Source organism: Streptomyces sp. IBSBF 2435, from assembly GCF_036815005.1.
Taxonomy (GTDB): domain Bacteria; phylum Actinomycetota; class Actinomycetes; order Streptomycetales; family Streptomycetaceae; genus Actinacidiphila.
In genome coordinates this window covers 1-15,627 of record NZ_JAJSYW010000172.1, presented here as the reverse complement: position 1 = coordinate 15,627, position 15,627 = coordinate 1, and the positions used below count along the sequence as shown (strand labels likewise).

Annotated in this window: 12 protein-coding genes and 1 pseudogene; 2 read left to right on the top strand and 11 right to left on the bottom strand. The window is 73.7% G+C overall.

Going from position 1 to position 15,627, the window contains the following annotated elements:
• The coding region (locus V7E46_RS26585) for a TerD family protein (RefSeq protein ID WP_333770771.1) at positions 1-646 on the bottom strand (646 nt) is incomplete at its 3' end.
• 204 nt (positions 647-850) lie between these two features.
• Positions 851-1,477: pseudogene (locus V7E46_RS26580) on the bottom strand (M48 metallopeptidase family protein); the annotation flags it as partial.
• 268 nt (positions 1,478-1,745) lie between these two features.
• Between V7E46_RS26580 and V7E46_RS26575 the strand changes: the two are divergent.
• A complete protein-coding gene (locus V7E46_RS26575) occupies positions 1,746-3,095 on the top strand; it encodes an ABC1 kinase family protein (RefSeq protein ID WP_333770770.1) in 1,350 nt (449 codons plus the stop codon).
• Between the two features lie 16 nt (positions 3,096-3,111).
• On the opposite strand, the gene V7E46_RS26570 is transcribed toward V7E46_RS26575, so the two are convergent.
• The 5 genes from V7E46_RS26570 to V7E46_RS26550 form a co-directional block, all read right to left on the bottom strand.
• The gene (locus V7E46_RS26570) at positions 3,112-3,291 is read right to left on the bottom strand and encodes a hypothetical protein (RefSeq protein WP_333770769.1); all 180 of its coding nucleotides are present in this window, start codon (positions 3,289-3,291) and stop codon (positions 3,112-3,114) included.
• Positions 3,292-3,410: 119 nt separating this feature from the next.
• Complete coding sequence (locus V7E46_RS26565) at positions 3,411-3,731, bottom strand: hypothetical protein (protein WP_333770768.1); 321 nt, start codon at positions 3,729-3,731, stop codon at positions 3,411-3,413.
• Positions 3,728-4,087: a WhiB family transcriptional regulator gene (locus V7E46_RS26560; protein WP_073493116.1), complete on the bottom strand. Its 360-nt coding sequence runs from the start codon at positions 4,085-4,087 to the stop codon at positions 3,728-3,730. Before V7E46_RS26560 ends, V7E46_RS26565 begins: the two co-directional genes overlap by 4 nt.
• 147 nt (positions 4,088-4,234) lie before the next feature.
• Positions 4,235-4,573: a hypothetical protein gene (locus tag V7E46_RS26555; RefSeq protein ID WP_333770767.1), complete on the bottom strand. Its 339-nt coding sequence runs from the start codon at positions 4,571-4,573 to the stop codon at positions 4,235-4,237.
• A gap of 137 nt (positions 4,574-4,710) precedes the next feature.
• Positions 4,711-7,020 carry an ATP-dependent DNA helicase UvrD2 gene (locus tag V7E46_RS26550; protein WP_333770766.1) on the bottom strand — a complete coding sequence of 770 codons (2,310 nt, stop codon included), beginning with the start codon at positions 7,018-7,020 and terminating at the stop codon, positions 4,711-4,713.
• 125 nt (positions 7,021-7,145) lie between these two features.
• Here V7E46_RS26550 and V7E46_RS26545 point away from each other — a divergent pair, with 125 nt between their 5' ends.
• Positions 7,146-7,403 carry a glutaredoxin domain-containing protein gene (locus tag V7E46_RS26545; RefSeq protein ID WP_329174968.1) on the top strand — a complete coding sequence of 86 codons (258 nt, stop codon included), beginning with the start codon at positions 7,146-7,148 and terminating at the stop codon, positions 7,401-7,403.
• 29 nt (positions 7,404-7,432) lie between these two features.
• On the opposite strand, the gene nudC is transcribed toward V7E46_RS26545, so the two are convergent.
• The 4 genes from nudC to V7E46_RS26525 all read right to left on the bottom strand — a co-directional run bounded on the left by nudC (position 7,433) and on the right by V7E46_RS26525 (position 14,941).
• Positions 7,433-8,374 carry an NAD(+) diphosphatase gene (nudC, locus tag V7E46_RS26540; protein ID WP_329174970.1) on the bottom strand — a complete coding sequence of 314 codons (942 nt, stop codon included), beginning with the start codon at positions 8,372-8,374 and terminating at the stop codon, positions 7,433-7,435.
• A 208-nt stretch (positions 8,375-8,582) separates the two neighbouring features.
• On the bottom strand, positions 8,583-11,993 hold the full coding sequence (locus V7E46_RS26535) for an ATP-dependent DNA helicase (protein WP_333770765.1): 3,411 nt from the start codon (positions 11,991-11,993) through the stop codon (positions 8,583-8,585).
• A gap of 57 nt (positions 11,994-12,050) precedes the next feature.
• Positions 12,051-12,860, bottom strand: a complete 810-nt coding sequence (locus V7E46_RS26530) for a hypothetical protein (RefSeq protein ID WP_333770764.1) — start codon at positions 12,858-12,860, stop codon at positions 12,051-12,053.
• Positions 12,861-13,036: 176 nt separating this feature from the next.
• Positions 13,037-14,941, bottom strand: coding sequence for a PD-(D/E)XK nuclease family protein (locus tag V7E46_RS26525; RefSeq protein WP_333770763.1), 1,905 nt, complete (start codon positions 14,939-14,941; stop codon positions 13,037-13,039).
• Positions 14,942-15,627 lie beyond the last annotated feature (686 nt).

Here is a 15,627-nt window from a genome sequence, read left to right as displayed (position 1 = left end):
CGCTGAAAGAGGGGGCGGGCGCCGGTCCGCCGGGCGGCGGGGCGAATCCGGGTACGGGCGCACCGCCCGCGGGGGGCGCGAATCCCGGCGCCGCGGCCTGCTGGGGCGCCGGCTCCTCCTCGGCGACCTCGCCGCCGAAATTCTGCAGCAGCGCGGCCAGGCCGCCGTCGAAGCCCTGCCCGACCGCGGCGAAGCGCCAGACGTCCTTGAGATAGATGTCGGCGAGCATGACGGCCCGCTCGGTGCTGAATTCCGCGCCGGTGAAGGCGTACCTGGCAACTTCCTCGCCGCCTGCGACGATCCGCAGATATCCGGGGCCGACCTGGGACATCCGCCCCGCGCCGTCAATGGTGGCGGTGAAGGAGAGCCGCTGCACCGCGGCCGGGATGCGGTCGAGGGTGACCCGGAAGGACTCGGTGTCGCCGGACTGCGCCCCGAGCAGCTGGATCGACTCCTCGGGGGACTTCGGCTGGTTGAAGAAGATGAAGTAGCGGTCGTCCGACAGCTCTTCTTTCGCGTCGAGTCCGAAGCAGCTGATGTCGAACGTCAGGCCGGGACCCGCGATCGACACCCCGACATAGAGATCAGTCCCTGCGGTCAGATCACTGATCTTGGCCTTGTGGCCACGCTGGAATTCCCTGGCCATGGATCGACCGGCCCCCATCCCGTCCTCGCTGCTGGTGCGTTGCGACAGGCTAACCGGTCGTGCCGACAGCGGCTATTCCCCCCGGACCTCGCGGCCCTGGCGGTCGGCTCCGCCGTTGCGCACGTCGCGGACCTCGCGGTCTTCCCGGCTTTCCCTGCCGTCCCGGGTCCCCCGGCCGTCCCCGAGGCCGCGCCCCTCGCGGCCGTCCCTGCCGCCGGGCGGGTGCGGCAGCCGGTCCGCGGCGACGACGCCCTCCAGGAAGCCGCGGGCCCGCTCGGTGCGCGGATAGCTTTCCAGCAGCTTCCAGAAGGCCGACCCGTGGCCCGGCACCAGCAGATGCGCCAGCTCGTGCAGCAGCACGTAGTCGATGACGTACTCGGGCATGCCCTGCAGACGGTGGGAGAGCCGGATGCTGGCCTCGGAAGGGGTGCAGGAGCCCCAGCGGGAATTCTGGTTGGTCACCCAGCGCACGGTGTCGGGCACCGCCCGGCCGGCCAGATACTGTTCCGCCAGGCGCTGCGCGCGGGCCGCCAGCTCGTCGTCGCCGGGCATCCGGCGGCTCTCCTGGGCGGCCAGCTTCTCCAGCATCACCGCGACCCAGCGCTGCTCCTCCGCGGCCGACATCCGGGCCGGGATGAGGACGACCGTGCGGTCGCCGTCGCGGTACGCGGACACCGTCTGCCGCCGCCGGGCGCTGCGGCGTACTTCCACCGCGCTCGTCCGGTGGCCGCGGGCGGGTTCACTGGCGACATTTCGCGCGGGATCGGCGGACACGCTGTCGACGGTACCTGCTGGGTGTCCGGGAAGTCCTGTCCCCAGGCCGGTTGGCATCGGAATCACCTCGCTTCTTACGCATATTGAACGACTATTGCCCACAACCTGTGGATAACCCGGTCACCGATCTGCAGGAATGGGGCATTCTGGAGGAGTCACCCACCCACGGAGCGTGACGATCAACTGGGGCGGTCCGCAGGCCGGCGCGGGATCATGGACAGAACGGAGAAAAATATGACACCCCAAGGATGCTGACCCGCTCTTGACCGGGGGTTCGGTGGGGAGGGGCACAATGGCGAGGTGACCGACGCGAAATGAGGGGCGCATGTCTGATCTTCCGCGCAAGGCTGTGACCCGGACCGCGAAGCTTGCGGCGCTCCCCCTGGGCTTCGCCGGGCGGGCCACGCTCGGGCTCGGGAAGCGGCTCGGGGGCAGACCCGCCGACGAGGTGGCGGTCGAGCTGCAGGAGCGCACCGCGGAGCAGCTGTTCAAGGTGCTGGGCGAGCTCAAGGGCGGGGCCATGAAGTTCGGCCAGGCCCTGTCGGTTTTCGAGTCCGCGCTGCCCGAGGACGTCGCGAGCCCCTATCGGGCCGCGCTGACCAAGCTCCAGGAGGCGGCGCCGCCGATGCCGGCCCGCACCGTGCACCGGGTGCTGACCGAACGGCTGGGCAAGGACTGGCGCTCGCTGTTCACCGAGTTCGAGGACGTCCCGGCCGCGGCGGCGTCGATCGGCCAGGTGCACCGGGCGGTGTGGAGCGACGGGCGCAAGGTCGCGGTGAAGGTGCAGTATCCCGGCGCGGGGGACGCGCTGCTGTCGGATCTGTCGCAGCTGGGCCGGGTGGCCAGGCTGTTCGGGCCGCTCATTCCCGGAATGGACGTCAAGCCGCTGCTCGCCGAGCTGCGCGCGCGGGTCGCCGAGGAGCTGGACTATGCGCTGGAGGCCGAGGCGCAGCACGTCCACGCGGTGGAGTTCACCGGGGACCCGGATGTCGTGGTGCCCGACGTGGTGCACCAGGCCGACCAGGTGCTGGTCACCGAGTGGATGGACGGGGTGCCGCTGTCGGAGGTGATCGCCGGGGGCAGCCGCGAGATGCGCGACCGGGCCGGCCAGCTGCTGTCGCACTTCCTGTTCGCGGGCCCCGCCCGCACCGGGCTGCTGCACGCCGACCCGCACCCGGGCAATTTCCGGCTGCTGACCGACGAGGGGCCCGCCTCGGGCTGGCGGCTCGGGGTGCTGGACTTCGGCACTGTCGACCGGCTGCCCGACGGACTACCGCTGCCGATCGGCACCGCCCTGCGGCTGGCGCTGGCCGGCGACGCGGAGCAGGTGCACGCGATGCTGCGGAAGGAGGGCTTCGTCAAGCCGACGATCACCCTCGACTCGGACGCGGTGCTCGACTATCTCAAGCCGATCATCGAGCCGGCCGGGCGCGAGGAGTTCTCCTTCGACCGGGCGTGGATGCGGGCGCAGGCGGCCAGGATCGCCGACCCGCGGTCACCGGCCCACCAGTTGGGCAAGCAGCTGAATCTGCCGCCGTCGTATCTGCTGATCCACCGGGTGACACTGAGCACCGTCGGAGTGCTCTGTCAGCTGGGCGCGACCGTAAGGATGCGGGCCGAGCTGCGGGAATGGCTGCCCGGCTTCGACCCGGAGGGGACCGCGGAGTCCGCCTGAGGAGCGGCCCGCGGGGCTACCACCAGGCGGAGTCCAGCCGGCTCTCGATGCTTCGCAGATGGCGCCGGGCGCAGTCGTCGCAGAAGTAGACGCGGCGGCCGTTCTCGACGGAGCAGGTCCACGTCAGCGGCAGACCGGCGTGGGTGGTGCCGCAGCGGGCGCATGTGGTCGTGGTCTGAGCATTCTTCTGATCCACTGGGTGACGATACCTCCGCACCTGCCGCATAGGTCGGCATAACGCACCGCGGGGCCGTTCCTTTTGGACCGGCCCCGCGGTGGTGGTGTGCTGTGCTCAGTGCTGTCGCGGCCTGATGCCTACTGCATCACGGCCAGGGCGAGTGCCCGCCGGGCCCGCAGCGACGCGCGCTCGGCGCGCCGCTGGAGCCGCCGGGCGGCGATCAGCCGGGTCGCCCTGCGTTCGTGCTCGGCCTCGTAGAGCCGCTGTTGCATATGGGCACGGGCCAGAGCTTCTGGCATGAGTTGCATTTCCTGGGTCCTGTTCTGGTGCGACGCCATCGCGTCGGGAGTACGTGCGGTCTGCTCGGTGCGGAAGGGTGTCATCGGGGCCTGATTCATCGGGTCGTGGCGGAGGGGACGGTCGATCGTTCCCGGAGTCCTGAGCTTCCTGGCGTTCATGCCGCAACCGCGTCCTTACGCGGGCGGCCACGCGGCCGCTTGCGGGGCACGACGACGCCCTGGATGAACAGCTCGCCGCCCCAGACGCCCCAGGGCTCGCGGCGGTCCTTGGCGCCGGCCAGGCAGGCCTCGCGGACCGGACAGGTCTGGCAGAGGGACTTGGCGTACTCGACGTCCGCCGGCGACTCGGCGAAGAAGACCTCCGGGTCGTAGGTACGGCAGGGGACGGGTACGCCGAGGCGCTCGATCTCGTCGTCAAGCTCGGTGAGGGGCAGCAAGGTGGTCTCCGGGGGCTGTGCGGGAGGGCGACTCAGGTCGGGCGTGGGTCCGGACGGGGCGTGCTGGGCGGTAGGCACGGTGTGTTCGTTCCTCGTCTGTGGGTCGGCCGGTCGGCCGGTCTGCTGTGGTGTCTCCGTGGAGACGCTGTCTTCTGGGGAAAACAGAAGGGCCGCGGATCCCGGTCTGGGATTCCGCGGCCCTGAAGGTGCCGACCTGATGCGCTATCAGGCTGGATCACTCCAGGGTTCGAGCCCGCGGAAGGCCCACTTGCCGTACTGCTGCGTCTTCTGCTGTCCGTTCGCGGAGCCATTGGCGCCTTCTGCACCCGTGGCGTTGCCGTTGCCGGCGCCGTTGGCCGCAGCCGCGGAGGTAAAGGCATGCGCCTTCGCCTTCGCCGCCATCGCTACCGCGGGCGCCTCGGTCGGTCGCTCACTGCGCACACGGATCGGCAGAACCGGGAGCAGGGAGGAAACGAGACCGGTGGCGGGCAGAGACATACCGAGCGGGCAGGTGGCGATCGCCGAACGATCGGTCAGTTTGGTGGTGATCAGCTGGCTGGTCATTGGGCTCGCCTCCTCTCGGCGTCTCGTAAGGTCGTTGGACCGGACTTGCCTAGTACATCACGATCGGGTGGGCTCTTGGAAGAGCCGTTCTCAACCGCGCTCGTGAAGGCTATGGGGACCTCCGCGGGATGCGCAAACTATTTTTCGGCTTCTTCCTGAGAAGATTTCAGATCCTCCGCGCGCCCCTTTCCGGGACCGTCCTCCGGCCCCTCACCGGGCTCCTGCGCCGAGCCGCCGTCGAGGCCGCCCTCCGGGTCACCGTCCAGGCCGCCGTCCGGGTCGCTGTCGGGGCCGCCGCCGGGTTCCTGGCCCGAGCAGAGCGCGAGCACGTCCGCGCCGAACTTGTCGAGCTTGCGCGCGCCGACCCCGGGGATCGACGACAGCTCGCCGGCGCCCTCCGGCCGGACCTCGGCGATGGCCAGCAGCGTCCGGTCGGTGAACACGCAGTAGGCGGGCTGGCCGAGCGCCTTGGCCTGGGTCGTGCGCCAGACCCGCAGCCGGTCGTAGAGCGCCTCGTCCAGGTCCGAGGGGCAGTCCTCGCAGCGCATCAGCTTGATCTCGCCCGGGTCGGACAGCGTGCGCCCGCACACCCGGCACAGCACCGGGCCGCGCCGCTTGCGCCCGCCGGAGCCGCGCTCCACCCCGCCCGCGCCGGCGCCGCCCGTGCCCCGGGCGCCGCGGGGCGCGGAGCCGGGCCGCAGCCCGTCCAGGAAGCGGGACGGCCGCCGGCCGCCCCGCCCGCCGGGTGAGCGGGACAGCGCCCAGGACAGCCCGAGGTGCAGCCGCGCCCGGGTGACGCCGACGTAGAGCAGCCGGCGCTCCTCCTCGACCTGCTCGTCGGTCTTGGCGAAGGTGATCGGCAAGGTGCCCTCGGTCAGGCCGACCACGAAGACCGCGTCCCACTCCAGGCCCTTGGCCGCGTGCAGCGACGCCAGGGTGACGCCCTCCACGGTCGGCGCGTGCTGCGCGTTGGCCCGCTCGTCCAGTTCGGCCACGAAATCGCCGAGGGTGGCCTCGGGCCGGGCCGCGGTGAAGTCCTCCGACAGCCGCACCAGCGCGGCCAGCGACTCCCAGCGGTCCCTGACGGCGCCGGATCCGGTGGGCGGCTCCGAGGCCCAGCCGCGTGAGCTGAGCACCGCCCGCACCTGCTGCGGCACGGTGTCGGCCGCGTCCTGCGGGTCGGCCGACGCCCTGGCCGCGCCGCGCAGCAGCAGCCCCGCCTCGCGCACCTCGGGCCGCTCGAAGAACCGCTCGGCGCCGCGCAGCTGATACGGCACCCCGGCGTCGGCGAGCGCCTGCTCGTAGACCTCCGACTGGGCGTTGATCCGGTAGAGCACCGCGATCTCGCTGGGGCGCACGCCGGAGCCGATCAGCTCCTTGATCCGCCGGGCCGCGCCCTCGGCCTCGGCGGGCTCGTCCGCGTACTCCGCGTACGACGGCTCGGGGCCGGGCTCGCGCTGCGAGATCAGCTCAAGGCGGTGCGCCGCCGCCTGGCCGCGGGCCTGGCCGAGCAGCCCGTTGGCCAGGCCCACCACCTGCGGGGTCGAGCGGTAGTCGCGGACCAGCTTCACCACGGTGGCCCCCGGATAGCGGGTCCTGAAGCCCAGCAGGAAGTCCGGGGTGGCGCCGGTGAAGGAGTAGATGGTCTGCGAGGCGTCGCCGACCACGCACAGGTCGTCCCGGCCGCCGAGCCACAGCTCCAGCAGCCGCTGCTGGAGCGGGCTGACGTCCTGATACTCGTCCACCACGAAATGCTGATACTGCGAGCGGACCGTGTCGGCCACATCGGGCCGGTCCTGGAGCACGCCGACCGTCAGCAGCAGCACATCCTCGAAGTCGATCACCCCGCGGTCCCGCTTGAGCTGTTCGTACGTGGTGTAGATCCGCGCCACCTCGGCCGGGTCGCGCGGCACGTCGCGCCCGTTCTTGGCGGCCACCGCCGGATAGTCCTCGGGCACCGTCTGGGTGACCTTGCACCACTCGATCTCCCCGGTCACATCCCGCAGCTCATTGCGGTCCAGCCGGATACGGCAGCGCGCGCCCGCCTCGGCGACCAGCTGGATCTTGCGCTCCAGCAGCCGGGGCATCTCGCCGCCGATCGCGCGCGGCCAGAAATACTGCAGCTGGCGCAGCGCCGCCGAGTGGAAGGTACGGGCCTGCACACCGCCCGCGCCGAGCTGCCGCAGCCGCCCGCGCATCTCGCCGGCCGCCCGCGCGGTGAAGGTGACCGCGAGCACGCTGGCCGGCTGGAGCATGCCGGCCCGCACCCCGTAGGCGATCCGGTGGGTGATCGCACGGGTCTTGCCGGTGCCGGCCCCGGCCAGCACGCACACCGGGCCGCGCAGGGCCGTCGCGACGGCGCGCTGCTCGGGGTCGAGGCCGTCGAGCACCGCGTCCGGGGAGTCGGGCACCGCGGGGAAGAGCGAGTCGTGGGTTGTCGCAGTCACAACCGCCACTCTGCCAGGTCTCGCCGACAGCCCGGGAAAGTTATCCACAGGCAGCCGCGGAATGCGGGCCCGCGGGCGGGTGTTGTGCTGGTGCCAGATTGTCTCGCGACGAGGAGCGAACACCGATGCCGGGCACCGTGACCATGTACAGCACCAGCTGGTGCGGCTACTGCCGCCGGCTCAAGAGCCAGATGGACCGCGAGGGCATCGCGTACTCCGAGATCAACATCGAGGAGCGGCCCGAGTTCGTGAAGTTCGTCGAGGAGGCGAACGGCGGCAACCAGACCGTCCCGACCGTGCAGATCGTGCCCGCGGGCGGCGGCGCGGAGGTCGTGATGACCAATCCGAGCCTCGCGCAGGTCAAGCAGGCGCTGGGCGCGTAGCCGCTTCCGCGACGGCCCCGCGGCCGGCCCTACGGGCGCGGCAGCGGGGCGCCGTACCAGTTCTCGATCAGGCGGGCCGCGATCGAGATGCCGAACGGGGGCAGCACCTCGCCCGAGGCGAAGGCGGCGCGCAGTTCGTCCCGGGAGAACCAGCGGGCCTCGTGGATCTCCTCGCCGTCGACCGTGATGGCCGACGAGACCGCGCGGGCGTTGAAGCCCAGCATCAGGCTGGAGGGGAAGGGCCAGGGCTGGCTGGCCACGTAGACGACGTCGTCGCCCACGGTCACGCCGACCTCCTCGGCGACCTCGCGGCGCACCGCCTGCTCGATCGACTCGCCGGGCTCGACGAAGCCGGCCAGCGTCGAGAAGCGGCCCTCGGGCCAGTGCAGCTGCCGGCCGAGCAGGGCGCGGTCCTGGTCATCGGTGACCAGCATGATCACCGCGGGGTCGGTCCGCGGGTAGTGCTCGGTCAGGCAGGCCGGGCAGCGGCGGATATGGCCCGCGGCGGCGATGACGGTGCGTTCGCCGCAGCGGGAGCAGAAGCGGTGCATGCGCTGCCAGTTCTCCAGCGCCACCGCGTGCACCATGAGCCCCGCTTCGAGCGGTGACAGCAGTCCGCCGACCTCGCGCAGGCCCGCGGCCCTCGCCGCGCCGTCCATCCGGCCGGGCAGCGCGTCCTTCTGGAGCGCGAAGTAGCGCACGCCGTCCGGCGCGATGCCGAGGAAGTAGCGGTGCATCTCGGTCTCCGGCGCGTCGAACGCCGGGGTCATCACGAGTTCGGTACGGCCGTCGGGCCCGTCCTCGACCAGCACCTGTCCGCCGGAGACCACGAACACCCTCGTCGTCGGGTGGCTCCACGCGGCGGCGAGCCACGCCTCGTCCTGACGGTGGTGCGCGGCGCGGTCCACTCCCGCGTGGGTGAGGGTCAGCGGTCGGTCCGTCGCGTCGAGTCCGGTCAAGGCTGCTTCCATCTCCAGGAAAGTACGGGGTGGGCCACTGGCGCAGGCGCACCACCTTGTCGTCCACCCGGTGCCAACCGCCGGCGGGCAGGGAAATTCCCGGTGACGGTATGGATACGCCGCGTCGTCCGAGGCGGAGCGCGTCATGTGCAGCCTAGCCCGGCAGCCGCCTCGTCCTGGCACGGGTCCGCGCGGCGCCCGGTCGTGCCGCGCGTGCCGGTCAGCCGTCGGCGGCCAGCAGCCGTTCGAGCTCCGCGCGGCCCGGCAGGGCCGCGGGGCGGACCAGCTCGCCGGTGCGGACGAACAGGAAGGCGGCGCCGACCCGGTGGAGCGGGACGCCCTCCAGCTCCGCCCACGCCAGCCGGTAGATCGCCAGCTGGAGCGGATCCGCGGATGCGGCCGGGCTGCGGCCGGTCTTCCAGTCGACGATCTCGTACGTGTCCGCGCCGCCACCTTGTGCACCGCCGCCACCTTGTGCGGCGGCGTCGCGATAGACCGCGTCGATGCGGCCTCTGACGACCCGGCCGCCCAGGGTGAGGTGCACCGGCACCTCGACGCGGTAGGGGGTGCGGTCGGCGTAGGAGGTACGCAGGAAGGCCTCCTTGAGCGCCGCCAGGTCCGCCTCGTCCGCGATGTCGTCGCCGCCCTCGATCCCCGGCAGCTCCTCGGGGCCGAACAGCGGGCGGACGTCGAAGCGGGACTCGACCCAGGCGTGGAAGCGGGTGCCGCGCCGGGCCGCGGGAGCCGGCGGGCGGGGCAGCGGGCGGGCCAGTTCGCGGGCCAGCCCTTCCGGGTCGCTGGCCAGCCGCATCAGCTGGCTCGCGGTGAGCGTCGCGGGCAGCGGCACGTCCCGTACGGTGGCCCGCGCCCTGCGCAGCTCGCCGGCCAGCGCGTCCAGGTCACGGTCCCAGGACGCGACGAGCCTGGCCTCCGCGGGATCGAGGTCGCCGGCCGCCGTGCCCGAGCCGTCGGGACCGTCAGAGCCGTCGGGACCGCCCGCCGCATCCATTGCCGCGGATTCGGCCCGCGCACCGGGGATCCCGGATTCCGCCCAGGCAGCGCCCGCGTGCGCCGCCGCCTCACCGGCCTCCGTCTCGTGCTCCGTGTACGCCAGCACCGTCCGCGCCGCCCACCGCCGCCTGCGCAGCGCCACCGGGTCGAGCGGCAGCGGCCACGGGGGTTCCTGGACCGCGTCCAGCGCCGGATTGGTCTCGCCCTCGGCGGGCTGCTCCGCCCACGCCTCGATCTCGCCGTGCCCCGCCTCGCAGTGCTCGCGCAGGGCGTCGAGGAAGACCGAGGGGCCGAACGGCGCCTTCTGTGTCGGCCCCCACCAGTGTCCCGAGCCCAGCAGCAGGGAGCGGGGCCGGGTGAAGGTGACGTAGCCGAGCCGCAGTTCCTCGATGCGCTGGTGCTCCTTCATCGCGTCGCGGAAGCCGTCCAGCCCGGCCCGCGTCCACTCCGGCACATCGGGCAGCGTCGCCGCGTCGCCGCGCAGTCCGTGCGGCAGCACCTTGGCGTTGGCCGGCCACAATTCGCGGCCCCGCTCGCTCGGGAAGCCCTTGGCGACAAGGCCGGGCACGACCACCACGTCCCACTCCAGGCCCTTGGACTTGTGCGCGGTCAGCACCTTGACCGTGTTCTCGCCACCCGGCAGCGAACTGTCCAGCCCCTTCTCGTATTGCGCCGCCGTGTGCAGGAAGCCGAGGAAGGCCAGCAGCGTCGCCTCGCCGTCCAGGGCTGCGAAACCGGCGGCCACGTCCAGGAAGGACGTCAGGGTCTCGCGGCGGCGGGCGGCCAGCGCGTGCGGGGACGCGGACAGCTCGACCTCAAGACCGGTGGCGGCCAGCACCCGGTGCAGGACATCCATCAGCGGGTCGGCCAGTGCCCTGCGCAGCTCCCTGATCTCCACCGCCAGGCGCGCGAACCGCACCCGCGCCTCGGCCGAAAAGGGCAGCCCGTCGTCCGGGTCGGCGTCAAGGAAGGTCTCCAGCGCGTCCGCGAGCGAGACCACCTCGGCCGGGTCCACGCCCTCCACAGCCGCCGCCAGCGGGTCGCGGCCGTCGGCGTCGGCGGCCCCGTAGCGTACGAGCAGCCGGGCGCGGCGGCCGAGCAGGGCCAGGTCGCGGGGGCCGATCCGCCAGCGCGGACCGGTCAGCAGGCGTACGAGCGCGGCGTTCGCGGTCGGGTCGTGCAGCACCTCGCACACCGCCACCAGGTCCGCGACCTCCGGCAGGTGCAGCAGCCCGGACAGGCCCACCACCTCCACCGGCACCTCCCGGGCGACGAGTGCGGCATGGATCTCGGGGAAGCGCGCAGCCGTACGGCACAGCACCGCGATCCCGCCCGGGGGTGTGCCGGTACGCACCAGGTGGGCGATCGAGTCGGCGAGCCAGGCCGTCTCGTCCTGCTGGGTCGGCAGCAGGGCGCAGCGTACCTGCCCCGCCCGTTCGGCCCCGGGGGCGGGCCGCAGGGCCTCGACGCCCTCGTGGCGGGCGCGCAGCTCGGCGGCGAGGGTATTGGCCAGGTCGAGCAGCCGGCCGCCGGAGCGGCGGTTCTCGCTGAGCGAGTAGCGGTCGGCGGGCCGCCCGTCGGGGTGCGCGAAATGCCGCGGGAAGTCGTCGAGATTGGCGACCGAGGCGCCGCGCCAGCCGTAAATGGCCTGGCAGGGGTCGCCGACCGCGGTCACCGGGTGCCCGCTGCGCGCGCCGAACAGCCCGGCGAGCAGCAGCCGCTGGGCGACCGAGGTGTCCTGGTACTCGTCGAGCAGCACCACCCGGTACTGCTCGCGCAGCAGCGCCCCGACCTCAGGCCTGGTCTGCGCGAGCCGCGCGGACAGCTCGATCTGGTCGCCGAAGTCCAGCAGGTCGCGGCGCCGCTTGTCGTCGCGATAGGCCGCGGCCAGCTCCGCCAGGTCGCGCCGGGCGGCGACCGCCTGGCGCACGTCCCTGACCCACGCGTAGCCGCGCTTGGCCGGGTCGAGCGCGGACAGTTCGGCGGCGAGCCGGGTGTCGTGCGCGCGCAGCCGTTCGGCCGGCACCAGGTGCTCGGCCAGCTCGCCGGCCAGCGCGAGCAGGTCGCCGACCAGCGTCGGCAGGCCCTTGGTGAGCGCCGGATACGGCCCCGGGGCGGCCCGCAGCACCTTCGCGGCGAGCTGGTAGCGGGTCGCGTCGGCCAGCAGCCTGGCGGAGGGTTCCAGGCCGATCCGCATGCCGTGGTCCTTGAGCAGCTGCCCGGCGAAGGCGTGGTAGGTGGAGATCTGCGGGTCGCCCGCCGCGGGCTGCCCGGGGTCCGCGCCGGGGGCGGTGTCCCGGTCCGCGCCCGGGTCCGGCCCCGGGCCGTACAGGTCGCGGTCGGTGATGCCGGCCTGCGCCAGCGCCTTGCGCACCCTTTCCGACAGTTCGGCCGCGGCCTTGTTGGTGAAGGTCAGGCCGAGCACCTGCTCGGGCGCAACCTGTCCCGTGCCGACCAGCCACACCACCCGGGCGGCCATCACCGTCGTCTTGCCGGAACCCGCTCCGGCCACGATCACGCCCGGCGCCAGCGGCGCGGTGATGCACGCCGTCTGCTCCGGGGTGAACGGGATGCCCAGCAGCTCGGCGAGCTGTCCGGGCGAAGTGATGCGGGTTGCCACCCCATGGAGGCTATCCGCACTCGCCGACACCGGTGGCGCGGGCCGGGCCGCGCCGGGTCAGACGCGGAATCCGCCGCCGTCCTGGTCTCCGCCCAGGTCACCGGGGTCGACGGTGAGCGAGGGCGGCGGCGCGGCAATGTGCGGCGGCTTACCGAAGTCGCTGTAGAGACCCACGTCGGGCGAATCCCCGCCGGTGCTCTCCGACTTGACGACGTAGGGCGTGTCGCCGGTCGAGACGTAGATCGTGGTCGTGCCGTCCGAGGTGGTGTGGACCAGGGGGATCACCGGCTTGCCGTCGAGCGTGGTCGGCAGGTTCTTGGTGAGCGTGCCCTTGTCGTCGTCGGACGTCATGTCGTCCAGCAGTTCGTCCAGGACGCAGAAGTAGTCCAGACCGCTGTCGGTGAATTCCTGCTCCGAGAGCCTGGCCCATTTCCCGGCCAGCCGGTCGGCGGCGGTGTCGCCGTCGGCGCCGTCGCTCGCGTTGTCGCGCCAGAAGCCGGCGTCGCCCTTGACGTAGGCGCCCGCGCCGGTGCCGATGATCTGGAAGGTGTCGCCGTCGACGCTCGCCGCGACCGCGCACCTGCCCTCCGTGGTGAGGGCCGCCTTGACGTGCATGGCCGCGCCCTCATCCGTGCCGGTCAGATCCACGGTCATGGCGCCGGAGTCCCGCATGCCCGTCTCCGCGCGGTCCAGCAGCTCGCGTGCGGACAGGTCGGCGTAGGGCTCGGCCTTGGACGAGGTGGTCGCGGCGGGGGCGAGCAGCGGGGCGGACGAGTCCCCGCGGTCGTCACCCCCGCACGCGCTGAGTGCGGCGGCTGCCGCGGCGGCGGCGCATATCGCCACCAGGATCCTGCTGCTGGCCGGCATCGGCCCGTCCCCCTCGATCCGCGGCTGTCCGTACGCGCGTCGGACGCGTATCCCCCAACCCCCTGGTTGTACGGCAAACATAGCGTCGGTCGCTGACAATTTCGGTGCCGGTCCGGGTACCGGCGCGGCAATGCCCGGCGGCTTCGGGCGGCTCCGTCATTCCGCGGGCGGCGCGGTCATTCCACGACGTGCCGCCCCTCGGGGCGGGCCGTGCAGGCGGCTCGGAAGGCGCAATGGGTGCAGTGCTGGCCCGCCGCCGGGGTGAAGCGCTCATCGAGCACCCGGCCCGCCGCGGTCGCCAGCAGCTCCTCCGCCCACTCCCCCTCCAGCGGCTCCTGGCGCTGCACCGCGGGTAGGGTCCCGCCGCCCTCGCGCCGGGTCGCGCCGAGCCGCAGCTGCACCAGTTCCGCGCCGCCCGCGGCCGGGGGCTGTCCGCCGAACAGCGGGTCGACGGCGCCCTCGCGGACGGCCAGTTGGTAGACCGCGAGCTGCGGGTGGTGGGCCACCTCGGCGGCGGTCGGCTTGCTGCGGCCGGTCTTGAAGTCGACGACATAGGCCGCGCCCTGCGCGTCGGTCTCGACCCGGTCCATACTGCCGCGGATACGGATCCGCGCCTCGCCAGCGGCAAGGGTGACGTCGAAGTCGTGCTCGGTGGCGACGGGGGTACGGCCGCGCTCCATGACGTGCCAGCGCAGGAAGCGTTCGAGGGCGGCGCGGGCGTTGTCCTTCTCCTGCCGGGACTTCCAGGGCGCGTCGAAGGCGAGCGCGTCCCAGACCGAGTCCAGCCGGGCCATCAGGACGTCGAGGTCGGCCGGCGCGCGGCCCGAGGCGACCTCGTCGGCCAGCACGTGCACGACATTGCCGAAGCCCTGGGCGGCGGTCGCGGACGGCTCGGCCTTCACCTCGCGGCCCAGGAACCACTGCAGGGCGCAGGTGTTGGCCAGCTGGTCCAGGGCGCTGCCGGACAGCGCCACCGGCTGGTCCCGGTCCCGCAGCGGTACGGCCGAGGCGGTCGGCTCGTACAGGCCCCACCAGCGGTCCGGGTGCGCGGCCGGTACGAGCGGGTGGCCGTCGTCCGTCAGCGCCGCCAGCCGGGCCAGCCGGCGGGCCGCGGCCTCGCGCAGCGCGGGCGAGACGGCCGGGTCGACGGTGGTCGCGCGCAGCTCCGCGACCAGCGCGGAGACCGCCAGCGGGCGGCGCGGGCGGTGCGTCACGTCCTGCGGCTCGACGCCCAGCTCGGTCAGGAAGCGGGACGGCTGGTCGCCGTCGTCCACCGCGGACTTCACCGCGGTGACCAGCAGGCGTTCGCCGGCGCGGGTCGCCGCCACGTAGAAGAGCCGGCGCTCCTCGGCCAGCAGCGCGCCCTGGCCCAGCGGCGGGGCGATGCCGTCCCTGCCGATCCGGTCCGCCTCCAGGAGCGAGCCGCGGCGGCGCAGGTCGGGCCATACGCCCTCCTGCACACCCGCGACCACCACGAGGCGCCACTCCAGGCCCTTGGCGCGGTGGGCGGTCATCAGCTGGACGGCGTCCGGCCGTACGGTACGGCCGCCGAGCGTGTCGGCCGCGATGTCGTGGGCCGACAGCTCCTCCAGGAGGTTCAGGGCGCCGCGTCCGCCGGTGCGCTCCTCCGCGCGGGCGGCGGTCTCGAACAGCGCGCACACCGCGTCGAGGTCGCGGTCGGCGTTGCGGCCCGCGGCGCCGCCGCGCAGGGCGGCGCGTTCCAGGCGGGCCGCCCACGGGGTGCCGTTCCACAGCGCCCACAGGGCGTCCTCGGCGGTGCCGCCGTCGGCCAGGGTGTCGCGGGCCGCCCGCAGCAGCGCGCCGACGCGGCGGGCGCCGCGGGCGTAGGACAGGTCGTGGGCGACGAGGCGTTCCGGCTGGGCGACGGCTTCGGCGATCAGCACGTCCGACGGGCGCGGCACTGCCACGCCCGCCGTGCGCTCCTCCTCGCGCAGGGCCCTGCCCAGGCGGCGCAGGTCAGCGGCGTCCATGCCGCCGAGCGGCGACGCCAACAGGGTCAGCGCGTCCTCGACGCCGACCCTGATCCCCCCGGCCGCTCCGGGACCGCCTGCCTCCGCCACGCCCCCGGGCTCCCCGGGAAGCCTCCGCGCGGACGACATCCCCGATCCCCGGAAGGAGGCGGAAGAAGCGTTCTCGGGCGACCCGCCCGGCTTCTCCGCGCCCGGCACCCCGGGTGGCACGTCCGCCGGCGGGCCGGCGGCATCCGGCTCCCCGGGAAGCCTCCGCGCGGACGACATCCCCGATCCCCGGGAGGACGCGGAGAAAACGTCTCCGGCCGACTCGTCCGGCTTCCCCGGGGCTGGCGGCGCTCCCGCCTGCGCGGAGCGGCTCAGCGCAGAGGAAAGGTCCTCGGGCGGGTCCGGCTGCCCCGTGCCCGGCTCCCCGGGGAGTACGCCTGCCGGCAGACCAGCTCCGCCCGGCTCCCGGGGGGGGGGGGGGGGGGGGGGGGGGGGGGGGGGGGGGGGGGGGGGGGGNCCCCCGCGCGGGGCGGGGGGGGGGGGGGGGCGCCCGCGCCCCCCCCCCCCCGGAACCCCGGGAGGACGCGGAAGAAGCGTCCTCGGGCGACCCGCCCGGCTGGCCCGCCTCCGGCGTGCCCGACAGCTCGGCGAGGTCCGGCGCGGTCGGCTCCCCCGGGGCTGGCGGCGCTCCCGCCTGGTCGGAGCTGGCCGGCGCGGGTGGGAGGAGGGATGTCGCGGAGATGCGGAGGGCGAGGAGGAGGGGGGAGACGGCGGGGTCGGAGTGGAGG